At 71.7% G+C, this 21,531-nt stretch carries 17 protein-coding genes; 12 read left to right on the forward strand and 5 right to left on the reverse strand.

The window, feature by feature from the left end:
- Positions 1-42: 42 nt before the first annotated feature.
- Both ABTY04_RS33370 and ABTY04_RS33375 read right to left on the reverse strand, forming a co-directional pair.
- The gene (locus ABTY04_RS33370; RefSeq protein WP_352217180.1) at positions 43-543 is read right to left on the reverse strand and encodes a DinB family protein; all 501 of its coding nucleotides are present in this window, start codon (positions 541-543) and stop codon (positions 43-45) included.
- A gap of 83 nt (positions 544-626) precedes the next feature.
- Positions 627-1,424, reverse strand: a complete 798-nt coding sequence (locus ABTY04_RS33375) for a GNAT family N-acetyltransferase (RefSeq protein ID WP_352217221.1) — start codon at positions 1,422-1,424, stop codon at positions 627-629.
- 60 nt (positions 1,425-1,484) lie between these two features.
- Between ABTY04_RS33375 and ABTY04_RS33380 the strand changes: the two genes are divergently transcribed.
- The 6 genes from ABTY04_RS33380 (at position 1,485) to ABTY04_RS33405 (ending at position 9,047) form a co-directional block, all read left to right on the forward strand.
- Entirely contained in the window at positions 1,485-1,865 is a 381-nt protein-coding gene (locus ABTY04_RS33380) for a cupin domain-containing protein (RefSeq protein WP_352217181.1), read from the forward strand.
- Between the two features lie 174 nt (positions 1,866-2,039).
- Positions 2,040-4,289 carry an MMPL family transporter gene (locus ABTY04_RS33385; protein ID WP_352217182.1) on the forward strand — a complete coding sequence of 750 codons (2,250 nt, stop codon included), beginning with the start codon at positions 2,040-2,042 and terminating at the stop codon, positions 4,287-4,289.
- 36 nt (positions 4,290-4,325) lie between these two features.
- Positions 4,326-4,880: a GNAT family N-acetyltransferase gene (locus tag ABTY04_RS33390; protein ID WP_352217183.1), complete on the forward strand. Its 555-nt coding sequence runs from the start codon at positions 4,326-4,328 to the stop codon at positions 4,878-4,880.
- Between the two features lie 103 nt (positions 4,881-4,983).
- Positions 4,984-5,577: a hypothetical protein gene (locus tag ABTY04_RS33395; RefSeq protein ID WP_352217184.1), complete on the forward strand. Its 594-nt coding sequence runs from the start codon at positions 4,984-4,986 to the stop codon at positions 5,575-5,577.
- Positions 5,578-5,745: 168 nt separating this feature from the next.
- The gene (locus ABTY04_RS33400) at positions 5,746-5,913 is read left to right on the forward strand and encodes a hypothetical protein (RefSeq protein WP_352217185.1); all 168 of its coding nucleotides are present in this window, start codon (positions 5,746-5,748) and stop codon (positions 5,911-5,913) included.
- Positions 5,914-5,993: 80 nt separating this feature from the next.
- The gene (locus ABTY04_RS33405; RefSeq protein ID WP_352217186.1) at positions 5,994-9,047 is read left to right on the forward strand and encodes a helix-turn-helix transcriptional regulator; all 3,054 of its coding nucleotides are present in this window, start codon (positions 5,994-5,996) and stop codon (positions 9,045-9,047) included.
- Here ABTY04_RS33405 and ABTY04_RS33410 read toward each other — a convergent pair.
- The 3 genes from ABTY04_RS33410 to ABTY04_RS33420 all read right to left on the reverse strand — a co-directional run bounded on the left by ABTY04_RS33410 (position 9,013) and on the right by ABTY04_RS33420 (position 11,624).
- The gene (locus ABTY04_RS33410) at positions 9,013-9,180 is read right to left on the reverse strand and encodes a DUF6191 domain-containing protein (RefSeq protein WP_352217222.1); all 168 of its coding nucleotides are present in this window, start codon (positions 9,178-9,180) and stop codon (positions 9,013-9,015) included. The two genes, ABTY04_RS33405 and ABTY04_RS33410, sit on opposite strands and share 35 nt — an antisense overlap.
- 54 nt (positions 9,181-9,234) lie before the next feature.
- A complete protein-coding gene (locus ABTY04_RS33415; protein WP_352217187.1) occupies positions 9,235-10,473 on the reverse strand; it encodes a PQQ-dependent sugar dehydrogenase in 1,239 nt (412 codons plus the stop codon).
- Positions 10,474-10,604: 131 nt separating this feature from the next.
- Positions 10,605-11,624 carry an aldo/keto reductase gene (locus ABTY04_RS33420; protein WP_352217188.1) on the reverse strand — a complete coding sequence of 340 codons (1,020 nt, stop codon included), beginning with the start codon at positions 11,622-11,624 and terminating at the stop codon, positions 10,605-10,607.
- A gap of 79 nt (positions 11,625-11,703) precedes the next feature.
- Between ABTY04_RS33420 and ABTY04_RS33425 the strand changes: the two genes are divergently transcribed.
- The 6 genes from ABTY04_RS33425 to serA all read left to right on the forward strand — a co-directional run bounded on the left by ABTY04_RS33425 (position 11,704) and on the right by serA (position 21,526).
- Positions 11,704-12,651 carry a 2-hydroxyacid dehydrogenase gene (locus ABTY04_RS33425; RefSeq protein WP_352217189.1) on the forward strand — a complete coding sequence of 316 codons (948 nt, stop codon included), beginning with the start codon at positions 11,704-11,706 and terminating at the stop codon, positions 12,649-12,651.
- 351 nt (positions 12,652-13,002) lie between these two features.
- A complete protein-coding gene (locus ABTY04_RS33430) occupies positions 13,003-15,864 on the forward strand; it encodes a putative bifunctional diguanylate cyclase/phosphodiesterase (protein ID WP_352217190.1) in 2,862 nt (953 codons plus the stop codon).
- Positions 15,865-16,068: 204 nt separating this feature from the next.
- The gene (locus tag ABTY04_RS33435) at positions 16,069-17,955 is read left to right on the forward strand and encodes an acetolactate synthase large subunit (protein ID WP_352217191.1); all 1,887 of its coding nucleotides are present in this window, start codon (positions 16,069-16,071) and stop codon (positions 17,953-17,955) included.
- A 33-nt stretch (positions 17,956-17,988) separates the two neighbouring features.
- Entirely contained in the window at positions 17,989-18,513 is a 525-nt protein-coding gene (gene ilvN / locus ABTY04_RS33440) for an acetolactate synthase small subunit (RefSeq protein ID WP_352217192.1), read from the forward strand.
- A 145-nt stretch (positions 18,514-18,658) separates the two neighbouring features.
- A complete protein-coding gene (gene ilvC / locus ABTY04_RS33445) occupies positions 18,659-19,660 on the forward strand; it encodes a ketol-acid reductoisomerase (protein ID WP_352217193.1) in 1,002 nt (333 codons plus the stop codon).
- Between the two features lie 276 nt (positions 19,661-19,936).
- A complete protein-coding gene (serA, locus tag ABTY04_RS33450; protein WP_352217194.1) occupies positions 19,937-21,526 on the forward strand; it encodes a phosphoglycerate dehydrogenase in 1,590 nt (529 codons plus the stop codon).
- The last annotated feature ends 5 nt before the right edge of the window (positions 21,527-21,531 follow it).

The following is a 21,531-nucleotide window of genomic DNA, read 5'->3' on the forward strand; positions in this document are numbered from 1 at the left end:
CGGAGCCCGGATGCGGCCTCCGGGCTCCGCCTCCCGGGGGCGTCAGGCCCCGGTGGCGCCGTCTATGGCCTCGCGGAGGAAGTCGGCGTGGCCGTTGTGGCGCGCGTACTCGTGGATCAGGTGGAGCATGACGAGGCGCAGTGAGGCCTCTTCCTTCCAGCCGGTCACGTACGCCGTCACGTCGAGGGACTCGGCGGCCGCCTCGATGCGGCGGGCGTGTGCGACCTCCGTCTCCCAGGCGGTGAAGGCCTCCTCGCGCGTGGCGCCGGAGGCGTCGTAGGCGGCCTGGAAGTCGTGGGTGTCGGACCAGAGGTGGGGGATTTCCTCGCCGTTCAGGGTGCGGCGGAACCAGTGCCGCTCGACCTCGGCCATGTGCCGGACCAGGCCCAGCAGGGAGAGGGTGGACGGCGGCATCGAGGGGCGGCGCAACTCCTCGTCGGTGAGGCCCTCGCACTTCCAGGCGAGGGTGGCCCGGTGGTAGTCGAGGAATGCGCGCAGGGTTTTGCGTTCGTTCCCGGTCAGGGGCGGTCCAATGCGTTCCATGGGGTGATCTTGCCCCGGAGGGGTGTGGGGCGGAAGGGCGGGCGCCCTTGAGGGACCGGGCCGCCCCGCCCAGGGCGGCACCGCTAGGCCGTCGCGGTCCAGACGTACGGGACCGTCGTGCCCAGGACGTCGAAGCCCAGGCGTTCCAGGATCGGGCGGCTGTCGTCCGACGCGTCCACCTGGAGGTAGGGGATGCCGCGTTCCGCCGCGATGCGGGCCCGGTGGGCGACCAGGAGGCGGTAGATGCCGCGGCCCCGCCACTCGGGGAGGGTGCCGCCGCCCCAGAGGCCTGCGAAGGAGGAGCCCGGGCGCATCTCCATGCGGGCCGCGCTCACCGGGGTGTCCCCGGCCATCGCCACCACCGCCGCGACGGTCTCCGGCTCGTCCCTCAGCAGGGTGAGCAGCAGGTGGCGGATCCTGGGGCGCTCCGTTCCGAAGGCCTTCGCGTGGACGTCCATCATCAGGTCGACGCCCGCCTCGTCCGTCACCGGCCGCAGGGTGATCCCCTCCGGCGGTTCCACCGGGAGTGCGGCGAGCTCGTGCACCCGTCCCACCAGCAGGGTCTCGGCGGGTTCCGGTACGAAGCCCGCCGTGCGCAGCCGGTCCGCGAGATCCGCCGGCCGGTCGTGGCCGTACAGCTTCCACTCGAAGTCGGGGGCCCCGCGCCCCGCGAAGTACGCCACCTGCGCCGCGATCTCGGCGTCCGCAGTCTCCTCGTCGAGGTCCGACCAGAGCACGCCGCTCCATCCGGGCCCGGCCACGGTCTGCCGGACGACCGCCCCCGCGCGCTCCACCCGGGCCTGCGCGGCGTCCGGCAGGGCGTCGCGGCGCATCTCCCGGTCGAATGCGGCCCGTACCTTCAGCAGTTCGTCAAGATCCATCGCCATTGCCCCAGCTCATCAGCCATTCGTGCGGCCGCACAACTGCATTAGCCTCACCCCGTGAACGACGACTCCATCTACACCGGCAAGGCCGGTCCGGACGCCGCCACCGACCGCGGATGGCTGCTCGGCCACTTCAAGGACCCCGAAGATCCGCGCCACAGCACCGACGTGGAGATCAAGTGGGGAGTTCACCCGCAGGGCGACGAGCGGGCCCAGTGGGTGCGGGGCGAGGAGCGCACCGCGCTCCAGGTGCTGATCAGCGGGCGCTTCCGGCTGGAGTTCCCCGGCCGGACCGTCGTCCTCGCCGAGCAGGGGGACTACGTCGTGTGGGGCCGCGGTGTCGACCACTCCTGGTACGCGGAGGAGGACGCCGTGGTGCTCACCGTCAGGTGGCCCTCCGTCCCGGGTTACAGGGCAGACGGCCCGTCGGGCGGATGACCGTCCTGTGACGATGCGCACGAAAGGGGCCAACGATCACGAAACGCTGCGATCGTGGCGCTGTATACCCTCTCGGCCGGTCCCCGGAGCGACCCTCCGGACCTTCACGAGTTCCAGCGTTCTTTGCGTCGGGCAGCTCCCGGTAAAGATCCGAACCACCAGGGAGCACGTCCGTTGGCAGTGATCGCACGGTGGTGCCTGCGGCACCGACTGGCAGCCGTTCTCCTGTGGATGCTCGCGCTCTTCGGCACCGCCGCGGGCGCCCTGACCGCCGGATCGGCGTTCTCCAACGACTACGAGGTCCCAGGCACCGAGTCCGGCCGGGCCCAGGCCCTCCTCCGGTCGGGCTTTCATGGCCAGGGCGGCGACACCGACACCGTCGTGTGGCGGACCCCGGACCACCAGACAGTCCGGACGCCGGGCGTCCAGCAGCGCATGACCAAGGCCCTCGACACCATCGCCGGGCTCCCCGGCGTCGGTTCGGTCGCCGGTCCCTACGGCACCGCACCCGAGAGCGCCGCGCAGATCAGCCCCGACGGCCGCACCGCCTACGCCGTGGTGACCTTCGACCGGCAGGCCGACTCCGTACCCAAGGCGCAGGCCAAGGCCGTCGTCGATGCCGCGAAGAACCCCACCACCGAGGCGGACGGCCTGCAGGTCGAGCTCGGCGGCCGGGCGATCGGCCTGACCGAGGCGCCCACCGCCCATGTCGCCGAGGTCATAGGCGTGGCCGTCGCGGCCTTGGTCCTCTTCCTCGCCTTCGGCTCGCTCGCGGCGAGTCTGCTGCCCATCGCGACTGCCCTGGTCAGCGTCGGCACCGCCTATAGCGGCATCACCCTTCTCGGGCACGCCATGCCCGTCGCCGACTTCGCCCCGATGCTCGGCACCCTCGTCGGGCTCGGCGTGGGCATCGACTACGCGCTGTTCATCGTGACCCGGCACCGCAAGGGCCTCATGAGCGGCCTGCCGGTCGAGGAAGCCGCCGAGCGGGCCGTCGCCACCACCGGCCGGGCCGTCGTCTTCGCCGGGGCCACCGTCTGCATCGCGCTGCTCGGCATGCTGGTGCTGCGGCTGAACTTCCTGAACGGTGTCGCGATAGCCGCCTCCCTCACCGTGGTGCTGACCGTCGCCGCCTCCGTCACGCTGCTCCCAGCCCTCCTCTCGTACATCGGCATGCGCGCCCTCTCGCGCCGCGAGCGCCGCAGGCTCGCCGCCGAGGGGCCGCGCCCGGAGCTGCCCACCGGGTTCGCCGCCCGCTGGTCCGCCTTCGTGGAGCGGCACCCCAAGCTGCTCGGCACCGTCGCCACGCTGGTCATGGTGGTGCTCGCCCTGCCCACCCTCTCGCTCCACCTGGGCACCTCCGACCAGGGCAACAATCCGGCGAGCTCCACCACCCGGCAGGCCTACGACCTGCTCGCCGACGGGTTCGGTCCCGGGGTGAACGGCCCGCTCGCCGTCGTCACCCGGCTCGGCGGCCCCGGGGACCGGATCGCCGTCGAGCACCTGGCCGAGACGCTCCGCACGACCGACGGCGTCGCCGCCACCGGCCCGGCCGTCTTCAACCGGAGCGGGGAAACCGCCGTCCTGACCGTCATCCCGGACTCCGCCCCGCAGTCCCGCGCCACCAGTGAGCTGGTCACGACGCTGCGCGAGAACGTCATTCCGGGCGCCGGACACGACAGCACCCTGACCGTCCACGTCGGCGGCGTAACCGCGGGTTACGACGACTTCGCCGACGTCATCGTCGGGAAACTGCCGCTCTTCGTCGGGGTGGTGATCACCCTCGGCTGCATCCTCCTGCTGCTGGCCTTCCGGTCCATCGGCATTCCGCTCAAGGCGGCCGCCATGAACGTCGCGGCCGTCGCCTCCTCCTTCGGAGTCGTCGTCGCGATCTTCCAGTGGGGCTGGGGCAGTGAGCTGCTGGGCCTGGGCAGCGCCGGCCCCATCGAGCCCTTCCTGCCGGTGATCATGGTGTCGGTCCTCTTCGGGCTGTCCATGGACTACCAGGTGTTCCTGGTCAGCCGGATGTACGAGGAATGGCTGGAGACCGGCGACAACCGGCGGGCCGTCCGCGTCGGCCTCGCCGAGACCAGCCGGGTGATCAACTCGGCGGCGGTCATCATGATCTCCGTCTTCCTGGCGTTCGTGCTCAGCGGCGACCGGATCATCGCGATGTTCGGCATCGCGCTCGCCGCGGCCGTCGCGCTCGACGCCTTCGTCCTGCGCACCCTCCTCGTCCCGGCGCTCATGCACCTGCTCGGCGCCGCCAACTGGTGGCTCCCCGCCTGGCTGGACCGCCGGCTCCCCAAGATCAGCATCGAGCCCCCGGAGTGCGGTCCGCGTGCGACACCGCCCGCGCAGCGGCCCGGTACGGACCCCGCCACGAGCGAGGACGGCGCCGAGCCCGCCACCGCATCCAGGTGATCCGGCAACCCGCCGTAGAAGACCCAAGGAAGACGCATGTTCTCGACAGCCCTCGCCGACGACGCCCAGCTGTTCCCGCTGGAGGTCTGGCACGCCGAGGAGTTCCTGGCGCACATGGACCGCGGCCGGGAGTTCATCGGCGAGCACATCGCCCTGGCCGACTTCGTCACCGACCTCGACTCGGCCCGCGGGTTCCTCTCCGCGTACGCGCAGAAGACGGCCGCCGACGGCGGACGGATCTACGGCATCCGGGTCGGCGGCACCCTCGTCGGCGGGGTCCTCTTCCGGATCTTCGACGCCGAGTCGGGCAACTGTGAGGTCGGCTGCTGGCTGGAGCCCGCCGCGGCCGGCCGGGGCCTGGTGACCAGGGCCTGCCGCGTCCTGATCGACTGGGCCTTCCACGAGCGCGGCATGCACCGCGCCGAGTGGCATGCCTCCTCCGCCAACAAGAAGAGCCTCGCCGTCGCGGAGCGCCTCGGCATGACCCGCGAGGGCGTCCTGCGCGAGAGCCACCCGTACCGAGGTGTCCGCCAGGACACCGAGATCTGGGCGGTCCTCGCCCACGAGTGGCCGCCGGCTCCCACCGCCTGACCCGACCCGCCGCGGCCCCGGTTCCGTGGCCGCGGCCGGGCTGGCCCGACGGCGCCGGCCCGTTCTCAGAAACCTCTCAGACAAGCCGCCTACGGTGCCCCGCATGGACACCACGAAGACCGCCGACCCGACCGCTCCCGAGGCGGACACCGCCGCGCCGCAGGCCGCCGAGACCGAGGCCGACACCAAGGACGCCGCCGCGGAGACCGCCGCCGAGACCGCCGAGGCCCCCGAGTCCGACCTCTCCGACGAGGACCTTGAGGAGGCGCTCGACGACGAGCTCCACGACGGCGAGGAGCGGTCCGAGGGCGTCGGCGCCGCAGCCTCCGCCGTCGTCGCGGCCGGGCTCGGGCTCGTCGCCCTCAGCGGGAGCTGGGTCTCGCGCGTCATAGCCGAGCGCCAGACCCTCGTGGGCCAGATCGAGTCGGTCAACGCCACCACCACCGAGGCGAAGATCCAGGCCCTGTACGGCAACGCCTGGCACATGACCGCCCTCGTCAACGGCGTGCTGTCCACCCTCGCCCTCCTCCTCGCCGTCTTCGTGCTGGCCCGCCCCGCCTTCGGCGCCCCCGGCCGCACCCTGCCGACCTGGGTCCGGGCCGTCTCCTGGGCCGCCGTCGCGCTCGGCGCCCTGGGCGTACTGCTCTTCGGCCTCATGTACTTCGACATCCTGGCTCCCCTCCCGAAGGCCGCCTAAGACCCCTTCCTAGGCACTCCCGGTCCGGCCCGGGGTCCACCGGCCCCGGCCTAAGGACCCCCGCCCCGTACAGATGCGGCATGCGCCCGATGTGCCGGCACCCTCTGGGACGCGAATCTTGGATCACACCGAACGAGGTGCCCGAGAAGAGCAACCAGGGAGTACGAGATGTTCGAGTACGAGATCGCCACCGCCCGCCGCGCCGACCTCATCCGCGAGGCCGACGAGTTCCGCCGGGTCCAGGAGGCCAAGAAGGCGCGCCGCGTCTCCTCGCGCAGCCAGGAACCCGAAGGATCGGTGAGGGGGCAGCGCAGCCGCTTCACCCGGGCCGCGTGATCCGCACCGCGAACCGCGTGGACTGACGCGTGATGCGAAGCGCACCGATAACGAGTGCCGTCGGCCCGGGATCCTGTGCGATGCTCGGCGACGTGGAGACCAGATCTGTCAGCCCGGTGTTCGTCGGCCGAGCCGACGAACTGGCCGTACTCACCGACGCATTGGGCCGGGCCGCGGGCCGGGAGCCGCAGGCGGTCCTCATCGGAGGCGAGGCCGGGGTCGGGAAGACCCGCCTCACCGAGGAGTTCCTCTGCGAGGCGGCGCGCCGCGGAGCGGTGGTGGCCGTCGGAGGATGTGTGGAGATCGGGGCGGAGGGGCTTCCCTTCGCCCCGTTCTCGACCGCTCTGCGCACCCTGCACCGGCTGCTCCCCGGGGAGTTGGCCGCCGCGGCCGCAGGCCAGGAGGACGAACTCGCCCGGATCCTGCCCGAACTCGGCGACACCCCGCGCGGCCCGCACGACGAGGAGAGCACCGCCCGGCTCTTCGAGCTGACGGCCCGGATGCTGGAACGGCTCGCCGCAGACCGCACCGTCGTCCTCGTCCTGGAGGACCTGCACTGGGCGGACACCTCCACCCGGCACCTGCTCTCCTACCTCTTCCGCACCCTCGGCAGCGGCCGGCTCGTCGTCGTCGCCACCTACCGGGCAGACGACGTCCACCGCCGCCACCCGCTGCGCCCGCTGCTCGCCGAACTCGACCGGCTCCGCACCGTCCAGCGCATCGAACTGTCCCGGTTCAACCGGGCCGAGGTGCGCCGCCAGCTCGCCGGCATCCTCGCCTCGCAGCCCGACGAGGCCTTCGTGGACTCCGTGTTCGACCGCTCCGACGGGAACGCCTTCTTCGTCGAGGAGCTCGTCGCCTGCAGGGAGAGCGGCTGCCGTGCCGGACTCACCGAGTCCTTGCGCGACCTGCTGCTCGTCCGCGTCGAGGTACTGCCTGAGGCTGCCCAGCGCGTGGTGCGCATCGTCGCCGAGGGCGGCTCCACCGTGGAGTACCCGCTCCTGCGCGCCGTCGCCGGGCTGACGGAAGACGAGCTGATCGAGGCGCTGCGCGCCGCCGTGGGCGCCAACATCCTCCTCGCCACCTCCGACGGGGACGGCTACCGCTTCCGCCACTCGCTGGTCCGCGAGGCCGTCAGCGACGACCTGCTGCCCGGCGAACGCGCCCGCGTCAACCGCCGCTACGCCGAGGCCATGGAGGCCGACGAATCGCTGATCCGCGCCGAGGAGCGGGTCATCCGGCTGGCCAGCTACTGGTACTGCGCCAACGACGCGGCCAAGGCACTGCCCGCCGTCCTCGCCGCCTCGGTCGCCGCCCGCCGCCGGCACGCCTACTCCGAACAGCTGCGGCTGCTGGAGCGGGCGTTGGACCTGTGGGAGAGCACCTCGGAGGAGGTCCGCGAGGCGCTGCGCCCGGTGGACTACACCGATGTCTACCCTCCGTGCGGGTGCGACCCGGCGACCACCCCGCTGCAGCGGCTCGACCTGCTGGCCGAGGCGACCGTCGCCGCCCGCTTCGGCGGCGAGCGCGAACGCGCCCTGAAGATCACAAAGACCGCACTGCGGCTGCTGGAGGAGGACCGGGACCCGCTGCGTGCCGCCTGGTTCTGGACCCAGCGCTCCCGGCTCGTCTCCAGTCTGGCCCGCGGCGACGGCTGGGAGGAGCTCGCCAAGGCCCAGGAGCTCGTCAAGGGGCTGCCCCCGTCGCAGGTGCACGCCGAGGTCCTGGTCGCGGCCGCGGGCTGGGGCATGCTCCACAACCCCGGCCCCGGCAACCTCGCCGCCGCGGAACGCGCCGCCGCGTACGCGCGGATGCTCGGAGCCGAGGACATCGAGCTCAATGCCCGCATCACGGTGGGCTGCCTGCTCACCGACTCCGGAGACCCCGAGCGCGGTATCGCCGAGATGCTCGCGGTCCGGGAGCGGGCCGCGGAACTCGGGCTCGTCATGGCGGCGGGACGTGCACATATCAACCTCACCTCTCAGCTGGAAAGCATGGGCCGGTCCCGCGAAGCCGTGGAACTGGCCGAACAAGGGGTCGAACTCGTCAGGAAATCGAGGCTGCTCGACACCGAGGCCTGGATCGGCGGGAACATGGCCGAGAGCCTGTACAGCCTCGGCCGCTGGGACGAGGCCGCCGAAGCGGCCCAGCGCGCCCTGAGCGTCGGCCAGAGCGCGGCGCCGCGCGGCTCGGCCTCCGCACGGCTGTCCTACCTGGCCCTGGCACGCGGCGAACTGACCGAGGCGTCCGCCCGACTCGCCTCCGCCCACGCCCACTTCGGCACCCACGACAGCCAGCCCCAGCACCGCATACCGCTGTACCGCCTCGCCGTCGGCATCGCCGCGGGGGAGGGGCGGATAGCCGACGTCCGCGCGGAGATCGCAGAGGCCGTCGCCTACGGCTTCCCGCTCGGCCACCACCGCTACGCCTGGCCGCTGCTGCTCGCCGCCGCCTCCGCCGAGGCGGACGCCCGGGGACTCCCGGTCGCCGACGCCGACCGCGAAGCCGCCCTGGACGTGCTCCGCGGCGCCGCCCGCGGCCTGGCCACCCCCGTACCCGCGTGGACGGCCCACGCCGAGTTCTTCCGGGCCGAGCTGCTGCGGGCCCAGGACCGGGACACCGTCGCCGACTGGGCCGGAGTCGAGCAGGCCGTCCGCCCGCTGGAGCGTCCGTACCTGCTGGCCCGCGCCCGCCACCGGCTCGCCGAAGCCATGCTGGCCTCCGGCGGCGACCGGGAGCCCGCCGCCGTCCTGCTCCGCGAGGCCTACGCCACCGCGGACCGGCTCGGCTCCCGCAGGCTCCGCGAGGACCTGGCCCTGCTCGCCCAGCGGGCCCGGCTCCCGCTCACCGAGGCAGGCCCGGCTCCGGCCCTGCCCGCACCGGACACCGACCCCGCCGAAGCCCTGGGCCTGACCAGCCGCGAGCGGGACGTCCTGCGCCTGGTCGCGGCGGGCAACAGCAACCGCCAGATCGCCGAGGAGCTCTTCATCTCCCCGAAGACGGCCAGCGTGCACGTCTCGAACATCCTGGCCAAGCTGGGCGTCGTCGGCCGCGGCGAGGCGGCCGCCCTGGCCCACCGGCTGCGGCTGTTCGCGCCCCTCACTCCTGCGGGGGCTGCTCCGCCGGGCCTATGAGCACCGTGCCTGAGTCGAGGTCTATCGGACCGCGTCCCGGATCGCCGTCGTTCACGTCGGTCCGGGACAGCTCCAGCCGCTTCTTCTCCTCGTCCGTGTGCTTGCGTCCCGGGTTGAAGAGCTCTTCGAACATGTTGAACACCGCGTCCACCGTGCCTTTCGCCCCCCCCCGCCGGGGCCACGTCGGTCACCGCACTGTCAGTGTCAGGATCCTGTCGTCGCCCGCCTCCGGCGAGCCGCGCCCATCCGTTTCGCTCGTGACCAGCAGCAATCTGTCCCCGCCGAGCGCGATCACCGTGCGCAGCCGGCCGTACTTCCCCGTCAGGAAAGCCTCCGGCTCGGCCACCGGATTCGCCCCGGCCAGCGGGATCCGCCACAGCCGTTCGCCCTTCAGCCCGGCCATCCACACCGATCCCTGCGCCCAGGCGATCCCGCTCGGCGAGGCCTCGTCGGTCTTCCACACGGCCACCGGATCGCGCAGGCCCGCCTTGCCCGCCTTCCCCTCGGCCTCCGGCCAGCCGTAGTTCCCGCCGGGCTCGATCAGGTTCAGCTCGTCCCAGGTGTTCTGGCCGAACTCGGACGCCCACAGCCGTTTGTCCTTGTCCCAGGCCAGGCCCTGCACATTGCGGTGCCCGTAGGAGTAGACGACGGAGTCCGCCTCCGGATTGCCGTGCACCGGCCGGCCGTCGGGGGTCATCCGCAGGATCTTGCCGCCCAGCGACTTCTTGTCCTGCGCGAGCCCGGTGTCACCGGTCTCGCCCGTCCCCGCGTAGAGCATCTTGTCCGGACCGAAGGCGATCCGGCCGCCGTTGTGGACCAGGCCCTTGGGGATGCCCCGCAATACCGTGTCCGGCGCGCCCAGTTGCTGTCCGGCGTCCCTCTGCTCGTCGTAGCGCATCCGGGCGATGCGGTTGTCGGACTCCGTCGTGAAGTACGCGTACACCATCCGGTCCGAGGCGAACGACGGCGACAGCGCGAGCCCCAGCAGTCCGCCCTCCCCGCCCGGCGCCACCCCGGGCACCTTGCCGATCGGTGTCACCGCGCCGGTGGCCGCCTTGACCCTGCTGATCGTCCCCTTGTCCCGCGAGGCGACCAGAAGGTCCCCGTCGGGCAGCGGGGCCACGCCCCACGGCGACTCCAGGCCCTTGGCGATCTCGCCCGTCACCGTCACGGAACCCTTGGCCGGCGGCGCGGCGGCCTCCGGGGACGCGGAGGAGGAGCCGGACGGGGAGCCCGCGGAGCCGCTCCCCGATGCGGTGGGTGCCCCGCGTGGTGGTGACGTGCCCGCCCCGGCGCCGGGGGCGCCCGCGGGTGCGCAGCCGGCCGCGAGCAGGGCCCCGCATCCGGCCAGGGCGAACGCCGCCAGCACTCCACGGGTCCGGGTGCGCGGGCCCTCGTACAGCTTGTGCGCCTGTCCGTATCGCATCGTCCTGCTCCCCTCCGGTCCTGCGATCGTGCCTTCCATCCGTCTCAACAGATCCGGCACTTCCCGAAGTTCCACCACTCGTACACTCGATCGAGTGGTTGTCCGGGCCCGGCCCGCGGCCCGGTCCCGGCTCAGTCCCCGGCCGAGTCCCAGGCCCCCACCGCCGCAGGCAGGGCCGCGATCTCGGCCAGGTCCCCGGCCGTGAGCCGGACCTCCGCCGCCCCCGCGTTCTCCTCCGCCCAGTGCGCCCGGTCGGCCCCCGGCACCGGCACCACCTGCGGACCCTGCGCCAGCACCCACGCCAGCGCCACCTGCGCCGCCGTCACGTGCGGTCCGTGCCGCCGGGCCACCCGCCGCAGGCCCGCCACCAGCACCTGGTTCGCCGCCATCGAATCCGCCGTGAACCGCGGGTGCCTGGCCCGCACGTCCTCCCACTCGAAGCCCTCACCGGGCCTGAGCGTCCCGGTCAGGAACCCGCTGCCCAGCGGCATCGCCGCCAGGAACCCCACCCCGCGCGCCGCACACCAGGGCAGCAGCTGCCGCGCCGCCTCCGGGGACCACACCGACAGCTCCGCCTGCACCGCGCTCACCGGGAACACCTGCTGGACCCGCTCCAGGTGCCCCAAGGTCACCCGGTACGCACGGTCCCCGCGCCGCCCCGCACCCGGCCCGGCACCCGCGCCCAGCGCGCAGAACCCGAGCGCCCGCACCTTCCCGGCGCCCACCAGCTCCGCCATCGCCCCCCAGGTCTCCTCCACCGGGACGTCCGGGTCCACCCGGTGTAGATGGTAGAGGTCTATGACATCCGTCCGCAGCCGCCGCAGCGAGGCGTCGCAGGCCCGCCGCACGTATCCGGGCCGCCCGTCCGCCACCACGTGCTGCTCGCCCGCCCGCAGCCCCACCTTGGCGGACACGAACGCCTCCGCCCGTCGCTCCCGCAGCACCCGCCCCAGCAGCAGCTCATTGGTGAACGGCCCGTACACGTCGGCGGTGTCCAGCAGGTTCGCCCCCAGGTCCAGCGCCGTGTGCACCGTGGCCAGCGACTCCTCGCCGTGGCGCCGCGAGGGCGCGTACGCCCAGCTCATCGGCATGCACCCGAGTCCGACGGCGCCCACCGCCAGCGCCCCCGCCCCGATCGACCTGCGCTCCACCCGTGCGTCCCCCTCCCGGTCCGGCAAACAAACTAACGGCTTGATCAGGATCCTTTGGCCTTGGCATAGCCTCGTGATCATGACTGCAAAGACAGCGGACGTCTGGCTTCCGTTCCCAGCCGAGGAGATCGAGGGCCTCCCCGACTCGTTCCGTTACCGCCACTGGGACGGCGAGGACTCCTTCCCGGCCGATCCGGCCGCCTGCGTCTTCTACGTCACCCCGTACATGAAGTCCTCCGAGATCACCCTGCGCCCGCTGGCAGGCATGCCGGACCTGGAGGTCGTGCAGACGCTGACCGCCGGCATCGACCACGTCCTGGGCGGTCTCGACCGCCTGCGTTCCGGCGTGCGGCTGTGCAACGCGCGCGGGGTGCACGAGGCGAGCACCGCCGAGCTGGCGCTCGCCCTCACCCTCGCCTCGCTGCGCGGCATCCCCGGCATGGTGCGCGGCCAGGACCGGGAGGAGTGGCGCTCCGGCTTCTACGACGCCCTCGCCGACAAGTCCGTACTGATCGTCGGCTACGGATCGATCGGTGCGGCCATCGAGGACCGGCTCGCGCCGTTCGAGTGCGCGCGGGTCACGCGGGTCGCACGCTCGGCGCGCACCACCACGCGCGGGCCCGTGCACGCTCACGCCGATCTGCCCCAACTCCTGCCGCAGGCCGACGTGGTGATCCTCTCCACACCGCTGACCGACGCGACGCGGGGCCTGGCCGACGCCGCGTTCCTCGCCCGGATGAAGGACGGCGCCCTGCTGGTGAACGTGGCGCGCGGCCCCGTCGCCGACACCGCCGCGCTGCTGGCGGCACTGGAGTCGGGCCGGCTGTGCGCGGCACTCGACGTCACCGACCCGGAACCGCTGCCGGCCGGGCATCCGCTCTGGCATGCTCCGAATGTCCTGATCACGCCTCACGTCGGCGGCAGCAGCACCGCGTTCGAGCCGCGGGCCAAGCGTCTGGTGGCCCGCCAGCTCCAGCGGTTCGCCGCCGGGGAGCCCGTGGAGAACACGGTCCTGATCACCGGCTGACACGCTGTGCGCACGCTCCGCATCCGTCCGGACGCACGCAGTGGCCACAACTCCCCGCGTGGTAACGGAGCGTAGACGGCCTATGTCCCTGAGTGACGAAAGTGGTGTATCGTCCGGAACAAGGGGCTGCAGCGCATTCGTCTGGCGCTGGGGAGTGATCGGACACTTTGGGGGGCGACGGGCGATGCACGGCCAATGGACGAAGGATCCGATGCGGCACAGCCGCCGGAAGCGACGGTGCCGGGACTGGTCTGCGCCGGAACCAGCCGGCGAGGGGGACCGGTGAGTGCCCCGGGGGCGGCGCTGCTGACCAGGCCGCCCCTCTCCGGCGGCGGTGGCAGGAGCCTTGCGATGCAACTGCTCCTCGCCGTGATCAGCGGCGGGTACGCCGTCGGAGCCGCCCTCGGCTGGGGGTCCGAAGAGCTCGCCGAGATCATGGGGGACTTCGGGCTCAGCGCGGCCGCCTTGCTCGCCGCCGTCTCCTGCTACACGTATGCCCGGGTGATCGACAGCCGGGAGCGCCCGGCCTGGCTCCTCTTCGCCTTCTCCTCCCTCATGGGCGCCTGCGGCAACGGTATCTGGGGCTGGTACGAGGTGGTCCTCGGCGAGGCCGTGCCGAAGCCGTCGCTCGCCGACTTCGCGTTCCTCTGCTTCGCGCCGCCCGCCATCGTGGGCCTGCTCGTCCTCGCCAAACGCCCGGTCACCCGCGCCGGCTGGGTCTGCCTCGGGCTCGACTCCTGGCTCATCGGCGGCTCGCTGCTCACCCTGTCCTGGAGCCTGGCCCTCGCGCACGCGGCGCGGACCGCCCAGTCCGGGGCCCCCGGCAGCGTCCCGCGCGCCGCGCTCTCCCTCGCCTACCCGCTGCTGGACATCGCGCTCGTCTCCATGGTGCTGGTGCTCCACTTCCGGCGCTCCGAGGCCAACCGCTCGGCCGTCAACACCGCCATCGCGGCCCTCGCCCTGACCGTGCTCAGCGACGCCCTGTTCACCTCACCGCTGCTGAGCGCCGAATACCAGTCCGGGCAGCTGCTCGACGCCGGCTGGTTCGCCGGCTCGCTGCTGCTCGCGTACGCACCGTGGGGGGCCCGGCGCATCCACCCGGACCCGGGGACGCCGGGGCTCCAGCGCGCCGACCGCACGGCCGGCCGCCCCATCACCGGATCGCTGCCCGCCCTCACGCCGTACCTCGCGGCAGCCGTCTGCACCCTGGGCATCCTGTACAACGTGGTGGACGGCCGGAAGGTCGACCGGGTGGTCGTCTTCACCGGCTGCACGGTCGTGCTCGCCCTCGTCATCCGGCAGGGCATCATGCTCGTCGACAACATCGCGCTGACACAGGAACTGGCCCAGAAGGAGAACCACTTCCGCTCCCTGGTCCAGGGATCCAGCGACGTCATCATGATCGCCGCACCGACCGGGACCCTGCGGTACGTCAGCCCCGCGGCCGCCGGGGTCTACGGCCGCGAGGCCGAGGAGCTCGTCGGCACCGAGCTCGCCAGCCTGATCCACCCGCACGACCTGGGCCGGGTGGTCCACGAGGTGCGCCGCTTCCTCGCCGCGCCGCCGGCCGAGGAGCCCACCACCCGCATCGAATGCCGTTTCAAGTCCGGCAGCGGCGAATGGCTCAATGTGGAGTCCACCGTCAACCGCCACCAGGGCGGCCTCATCCTCAACAGCCGCGACGTCACCGAGCGGGTCCGCCTCCAGGCGCAGCTCCAGCACAGCGCCGAGCACGACCCGCTGACCGACCTGCCCAACCGGGCGCTGTTCACCCGCAGGGTCCGCCAGGCCCTGACCGGCCGGCGCGCGGGGGACCACAGCACCGCCGTGCTCTTCATCGACCTCGACGGGTTCAAGGCCGTCAACGACAGCATCGGCCACCAGGCCGGCGACGAGCTGCTGATCGAGGCCGCGCACCGGCTCCAGGACTCGGTGCGCGCCGGGGACACCGCGGCACGCCTCGGCGGCGACGAATTCGCGGCACTGATCGCGGGTGACGGCAGTCGCGACCGCACCGCCCGCGCGTACCAGGTGCACGAGATCGCGGACCGGCTGCGTACCACGCTCTCCCAGCCGTACCGGATCGGCGGCAGCGAGGTCCGGGTCGCCGCAAGCATCGGCGTGGCCTTCGCCGACCCCGGCATCACCCCTTCGGACCTGATGCGCAACGCGGACCTCGCGATGTACCGGGCGAAGGCGGGCGGCAAGGACCGGGTCGAGCTGTACGCGCCCCGGATGCAGGCCGAGGTGGTCCGGAAGGCGGAGGTGGCCGGGCGGCTGCGTACCGCGCTCCACGACGGGGAGTTCGCCCTGCTGCACCAGCCCGTGGTCTCGCTGGCCACCGGCGAGGTCACGGTCGTGGCCGCGCAGGCCCGCTGGCGTTCGGCCCAGGGGATCCTGTTCACCCCGGCGGAATTCCTCCGGGTGGCCGAGTACGGCGAGGGCGCCGCGGCGGGGCCGGGCGGGCGCTCCGGGCTCCCCGCCGGAGCGCCCGCCCGGGCCGCCGAGCTGGGCCGCTGGCTGCTGGAGGAGGCCGTGGTGCAGGCCGCCGAGCGGCACCGGATCGGGCACGGCGTACCGGTGGCGGTCCGGATGAGCGCCCAGCGGCTGCTGGACCCGGGGGTATCCCCGGCGGCGGCCGGGGGAGCCGTGCCGGCCGGCTCGGTGGAGGCCCTGCTGAGCCGCCACGGACTGCCGTCCGGGTCCCTGGTGATCGAACTGACGGTTTCCGACCCCAGAGTCCCCTTCGACGAGCTGGAGCGGCGCCTGGCGGCCCTGCGCCGGCTCGGGGTCCTGATCGGCTTGGACGGCTTCGGCAGCGGCTACGCGGCCATCAGTGCCCTGCGCCGGCTCCCCGTGGACATCCTGAAACTGGACAGGGGCCTGGTCGAAGGCGTGGTCGAGTCCGCCCGCCTCCACAAGATCACCGCTGGTCTGTTGCGCATCGCAAATGATCTGGGCATGCAGTCGGTGGCCGACGGGGTCGATCTCCCCGAACAGGTCACGGCGCTGCGCGCAATGGGGTGCACCCACGGCCAGGGAGTGGCTTTTTCCGGCCCACTCGACGAGTACAGGCTGCGGCGTGCGCTGGTGCGCGGTACTTTCCCTGTACCGGGCGGAACGGCCCAGCCAGCCCTGGCGGGTGGTTCGTCCGGTGGCTCGATGGTCATGCGCAGAGGCTCACATAATGAGACGCCCGTCCCACCCACTTGACATCCCCCTCCCGCCGGAGGGAGGGTCAGTGCCATGCGCACCCGAATTCTCGTACTTGGAAAGCGCGTCGGCTGAAGCTGGGACCAACACGTCCCCGCTCCGTGCACCCGACGCGCTCCCCTCGCTTGCCTCCCGGCACGAGGGGTTTTTTGTTGCACTGGCACACCTTCGAATCCTCGTAAAACCCTCAGCCTCGAGAAGAGAATGCCGATGACCGAGCAGGCCACCGGGGCCCACCATCCGCAGCCGCGGCCCCGTTCCGGCGGACACCAGCCCGCCGCAGTTGAGCACGTCACGGGTGCGCAGTCCCTCATCCGCTCTCTCGAAGAGGTGGGGTGCGACACCGTCTTCGGCATCCCGGGCGGAGCCATCCTCCCGGCGTACGACCCGATGATGGACAGCACCAAGGTGCGCCACATCCTGGTCCGCCACGAGCAGGGCGCCGGACACGCCGCGACCGGCTACGCGCAGGCCACCGGCAAAGTGGGTGTGTGCATGGCCACCTCCGGCCCCGGCGCCACCAACCTGGTCACGCCCATCGCCGACGCGCACATGGACTCCGTGCCGCTCGTCGCGATCACCGGCCAGGTCTCCTCCAAGGCGATCGGCACCGACGCCTTCCAGGAGGCGGACATCGTCGGCATCACGATGCCGATCACCAAGCACAACTTCCTGGTCACCAAGGCCGAGGACATCCCGAAGACGATCGCCGAGGCCTTCCACATCGCCTCCACCGGCCGCCCCGGCCCGGTCCTGGTCGATATCGCCAAGGACGCCCTCCAGGCGCAGACCACCTTCTCGTGGCCGCCGTCCCAGGACCTCCCCGGCTACCGGCCGGTCACCAAGCCGCACGCCAAGCAGATCCGCGAGGCCGCCAAGCTCATCTGCCAGGCCAAGCGCCCCGTCCTGTACGTCGGCGGCGGCGTCATGAAGTCCGGCGCGACCGCAGAGCTGAAGGTCCTGGCCGAGCTGACCGGGGTCCCGGTCACCACCACCCTGATGGCGCTGGGCTCCTTCCCCGACAGCCACCCGCTGCACGTCGGCATGCCGGGCATGCACGGTGCGGTCACCGCCGTCACCGCCCTGCAGAAGTCGGACCTGCTGATCGCGCTCGGCACCCGCTTCGACGACCGCGTCACCGGCAAGCTGGACAGCTTCGCCCCCTTCGCCAAGGTCATCCACGCGGACATCGACCCGGCCGAGATCGGCAAGAACCGCGAGGTCGACGTCCCGATCGTCGGTGACGCCCGCGAGGTCATCGCCGACCTGATCCAGGCGGTCCAGGCCGAGCACACCGAGGGCAACACCGGGGACTACTCCGCCTGGTGGAAGGACCTCAGTCGCTGGCGCGAGACCTACCCGCTGGGCTACGAGACCCCCGCGGACGGCATGCTCTCACCGCAGCAGGTCATCCAGCGCATCGGCGAGCTCGCCCCCGAGCACACCATCTACGCGGCCGGTGTCGGCCAGCACCAGATGTGGGCATCGCACTTCGTCAACTACGAGGAGCCCCGCACCTGGCTGAACTCCGGCGGCGCCGGAACCATGGGTTACGCGGTCCCCGCAGCGATGGGCGCCAAGGTCGGCATGCCGGAGCGCACCGTCTGGGCGATCGACGGTGACGGCTGCTTCCAGATGACCAATCAGGAACTGGTCACCTGCGCGCTGAACAACATCCCGATCAAGGTCGCGATCATCAACAACGGTGCGCTGGGCATGGTCCGCCAGTGGCAGACCCTGTTCTACAACCAGCGGTACTCCAGCACCGTTCTGCACGCTGACGAGACGGGCCACGACGCCGTCGGCTCCCAGCTCGGCGAGTCCGTCGGCCCCCGCAAGGGCACCCGCGTCCCGGACTTCGTCAAGCTGTCCGAGGCGATGGGCTGCGTCGCGCTGCGCTGCGAGGACCCGGCCGACCTGGACAAGGTCATCGCCGAGGCCAACGCGATCAACGACCGTACCGTCGTGATCGACTTCATCGTCCACGAGGACGCCATGGTGTGGCCGATGGTCGCCGCCGGCACCTCGAACGACGAGGTCATGGCAGCCCGGGGCGTCCGTCCCGACTTCGGCGACAACGAAGACGACTGAGCCGCGAGAGCCTTCAGAGAGAGAACGACTCACATGTCCAAGCACACGCTCTCCGTCCTGGTCGAGAACACGCCCGGCATCCTCGCCCGGATCGCCGCGCTGTTCTCCCGCCGCGGGTTCAACATCGACTCCCTCGCGGTCGGCGTCACCGAGCACCCCGACATCTCGCGCATCACCATCGTCGTGAACGTCGAGGACCTTCCGCTGGAGCAGGTGACCAAGCAGCTGAACAAGCTGGTCAACGTGCTCAAGATCGTCGAGCTGGAGCCGCACAACGCCATCGAACGCGAACTCGTTCTGGTGAAGGTCCGCGCCGACAACGAGACCCGCTCCCAGATCATCGAGATCGTCCAGCTGTTCCGCGCCAAGACGGTCGACGTCTCCCCGGAGGCCGTCACCATCGAGGCCACCGGCGGTGCCGACAAGCTCGGCGCGATGCTCAAGATGCTGGAGCCGTTCGGCATCAAGGAGCTCGTGCAGTCCGGCACGATCGCCATAGGGCGCGGCGGCCGGTCCATCACGGACCGCAGCCTGCGCTCGCTCGACCGCAGCGCCTGAGCACGTCAGCGAACGGGCACCGCGGTGCCGGGGCATCGCAACACCCCCGGGCCGCGTTGCCTCTCGCATAGCGAGACCAAGAAACTTCCTCCACGTTCCCCGCCGTACGGTGGGAGCAACACCAGCGCACCAAGGAGATATCCCAGTGGCCGAGCTGTTCTACGAGAACGACGCCGACCTGTCCATCATCCAGGGCCGCAAGGTCGCGGTCATCGGCTACGGCAGCCAGGGCCACGCCCACGCGCTGTCGCTGCGTGACTCCGGCGTCGACGTCGTCGTCGGCCTGAAGGAGGGCTCGAAGTCCAAGGCCAAGGCCGAGGAGCAGGGCCTGAAGGTCGTCTCCGTGTCGGAGGCTGCCGCGTGGGCCAACGTCATCATGATCCTCACTCCGGACCCGCTCCAGGCCGAGATCTACGAGGAGTCCGTCAAGGACCACCTTGAGGAGGGCGACGCGCTCTTCTTCGGCCACGGCTTCAACGTCCGCTACGGCTTCATCAAGCCCCCGGCCAACGTGGACGTCGCCCTCGTCGCCCCGAAGGGCCCGGGCCACCTGGTCCGCCGTCAGTACGAGGAAGGCCGAGGCGTGCCCTGCATCGCCGCGGTCGAGCAGGACTTCTCGGGCAGTGCCTTCGCCCTCGCGCTCTCGTACGCGGCCGGCATCGGCGGCACCCGCGCCGGCGTCATCAAGACCACCTTCACGGAGGAGACCGAGACCGACCTGTTCGGTGAGCAGGCCGTCCTCTGCGGTGGCGCCTCCGCCCTGGTCAAGGCCGGTTTCGAGACCCTGACCGAGGCCGGCTACCAGCCGGAGATCGCGTACTTCGAGTGCCTGCACGAGCTGAAGCTCATCGTGGACCTCATGTACGAGGGCGGCCTGGAGAAGATGCGCTGGTCGGTCTCCGAGACCGCCGAGTGGGGCGACTACATCACCGGTCCCCGCATCATCACCGACGCCACCAAGGCCGAGATGAAGCAGGTCCTCGCCGAGATCCAGAGCGGCGAGTTCGCCAACACCTGGATGGCCGAGTACAAGGCCGGTCTGCCGAAGTACAACGAGTACAAGAAGGCCGACGAGGCGCACCTGCTGGAGACCACCGGCAAGAAGCTGCGCAAGCTGATGAGCTGGGTCGACAGCGACGAGAGCTGATCTCGGGGGCCCGGGGCCGGGACGGTGCGCCGTCCCGGCCCCGCAGGCCATCACCGGAACGGCGGAATACCGGCCTTCTGCAGTACGGCTTGTCCACCCCGGCCAACCTCGGACGGGTGATCCTTCCGTACAGGCGGAATTCCGGCCGGGATCCGCCACTACACTGCTCAACACAACGCGTCAGGCCCACAGTGTCGTGCGTCTTCCACGCGGCTACCCCCTCCACCGCCTGCGGCCGTCGGGACGGCCGTCCGCACTGGACTTGTGAGGACCCACGTGAGCTCGAAACCTGTCGTACTCATCGCCGAAGAGCTGTCGCCCGCCACGGTGGACGCGCTCGGTCCGGACTTCGAGATCCGGCACGTCAACGGCGCCGACCGCGCGGAGCTGCTCCCCGCGATCGTGGACGTCGACGCCATCCTGGTGCGCTCCGCCACCAAGGTCGACGCGGAGGCCATCGCCGCCGCCAAGAAGCTGAAGGTCGTCGCGCGCGCCGGTGTCGGCCTCGACAACGTCGATGTCTCCTCGGCCACCAAGGCCGGCGTGATGGTCGTGAACGCCCCGACCTCCAACATCGTGACCGCCGCCGAGCTCGCCTGCGGCCTGCTCGTCGCGACGGCCCGCAACATCCCGCAGGCCAACACCGCCCTGAAGAACGGCGAGTGGAAGCGGAACAAGTACACGGGCGTCGAGCTCAGCGAGAAGACCCTCGGTGTCGTCGGCCTCGGCCGCATCGGCGTCCTGGTCGCCCAGCGCATGTCGGCCTTCGGCATGAAGATCGTCGCGTACGACCCCTACGTACAGCCCGCGCGCGCCGCCCAGATGGGCGTCAAGATGCTGACGCTGGACGAGCTCCTTGAGGTCGCCGACTTCATCACCGTGCACCTGCCCAAGACCCCCGAGACCATCGGTCTCATCGGGGACGAGGCCCTGCGCAAGGTGAAGCCGTCCGTCCGCATCGTCAACGCCGCGCGCGGCGGGATCGTGGACGAGGCCGCGCTGTACTCGGCCATCAAGGAGGGCCGCGTCGCCGGAGCCGGCCTCGACGTGTACGCGAAGGAGCCCTGCACGGACTCCCCGCTGTTCGAGCTCGACCAGGTCGTGTGCACCCCGCACCTCGGCGCGTCCACGGACGAGGCCCAGGAGAAGGCCGGCATCGCGGTCGCCAAGTCGGTGCGCCTCGCGCTCGCCGGCGAGCTCGTGCCGGACGCGGTCAACGTCCAGGGCGGTGTCATCGCCGAGGACGTCCGTCCGGGCCTGCCGCTCGCGGAGAAGCTCGGCCGCATCTTCACCGCCCTTGCGGGCGAGGTCGCGGTCCGCCTCGACGTCGAGGTCTGCGGCGAGATCACCCAGCACGACGTCAAGGTGCTGGAACTCTCCGCCCTCAAGGGAGTCTTCGAGGACGTCGTCGACGAGACGGTCTCCTACGTCAACGCCCCGCTGTTCGCGCAGGAGCGCGGTGTCGAGGTGCGCCTGACCACCAGCTCGGAGTCCCCGGACCACCGCAACGTGGTGACCGTGCGCGGCACCCTGTCGGACGGTCAGGAGGTCTCGGTCTCCGGCACGCTGGCGGGCCCGAAGCACCAGCAGAAGATCGTCGGCATCGGTGAGTACGACGTGGACCTCGCGCTCGCCGACCAGATGCTGGTGCTGCGCTACACCGACCGCCCGGGCGTGGTGGGCACCGTCGGCCGCATCCTCGGCGAGGCCGGCCTGAACATCGCGGGCATGCAGGTCGCCCGCGCCGAGGAGGGCGGCGAGGCGCTCGGCGTGCTCACCGTCGACGCAGAGGTGCCGGTGAACGTCGTCGCGGAGATCTCCGCCGAGATCGGTGCGGTCTCGGCGCGCACGGTCAGCCTCGCCTGAATCCC

This window comes from Streptomyces sp. NPDC097981 (assembly GCF_040302565.1).
GTDB lineage: Bacteria > Actinomycetota > Actinomycetes > Streptomycetales > Streptomycetaceae > Streptomyces.

Coding starts and splice junctions, on each gene's coding strand:
- ABTY04_RS33370 (WP_352217180.1), bottom strand. CDS start 543: ATGGAACGCATTGGACCGCCCCTGACCGGGAACGAACGCAAAACCCTG.
- ABTY04_RS33425 (WP_352217189.1), top strand. CDS start 11,704: ATGACTGCAAAGACAGCGGACGTCTGGCTTCCGTTCCCAGCCGAGGAG.
- ABTY04_RS33400 (WP_352217185.1), top strand. CDS start 5,746: ATGTTCGAGTACGAGATCGCCACCGCCCGCCGCGCCGACCTCATCCGC.
- ilvN (WP_352217192.1), top strand. CDS start 17,989: ATGTCCAAGCACACGCTCTCCGTCCTGGTCGAGAACACGCCCGGCATC.
- ABTY04_RS33405 (WP_352217186.1), top strand. CDS start 5,994: ATGCTCGGCGACGTGGAGACCAGATCTGTCAGCCCGGTGTTCGTCGGC.
- ABTY04_RS33390 (WP_352217183.1), top strand. CDS start 4,326: ATGTTCTCGACAGCCCTCGCCGACGACGCCCAGCTGTTCCCGCTGGAG.
- ABTY04_RS33430 (WP_352217190.1), top strand. CDS start 13,003: ATGCAACTGCTCCTCGCCGTGATCAGCGGCGGGTACGCCGTCGGAGCC.
- ABTY04_RS33375 (WP_352217221.1), bottom strand. CDS start 1,424: ATGGATCTTGACGAACTGCTGAAGGTACGGGCCGCATTCGACCGGGAG.
- ABTY04_RS33415 (WP_352217187.1), bottom strand. CDS start 10,473: ATGCGATACGGACAGGCGCACAAGCTGTACGAGGGCCCGCGCACCCGG.
- ABTY04_RS33410 (WP_352217222.1), bottom strand. CDS start 9,180: ATGTTCGAAGAGCTCTTCAACCCGGGACGCAAGCACACGGACGAGGAG.
- ABTY04_RS33435 (WP_352217191.1), top strand. CDS start 16,069: ATGCCGATGACCGAGCAGGCCACCGGGGCCCACCATCCGCAGCCGCGG.
- ABTY04_RS33395 (WP_352217184.1), top strand. CDS start 4,984: ATGGACACCACGAAGACCGCCGACCCGACCGCTCCCGAGGCGGACACC.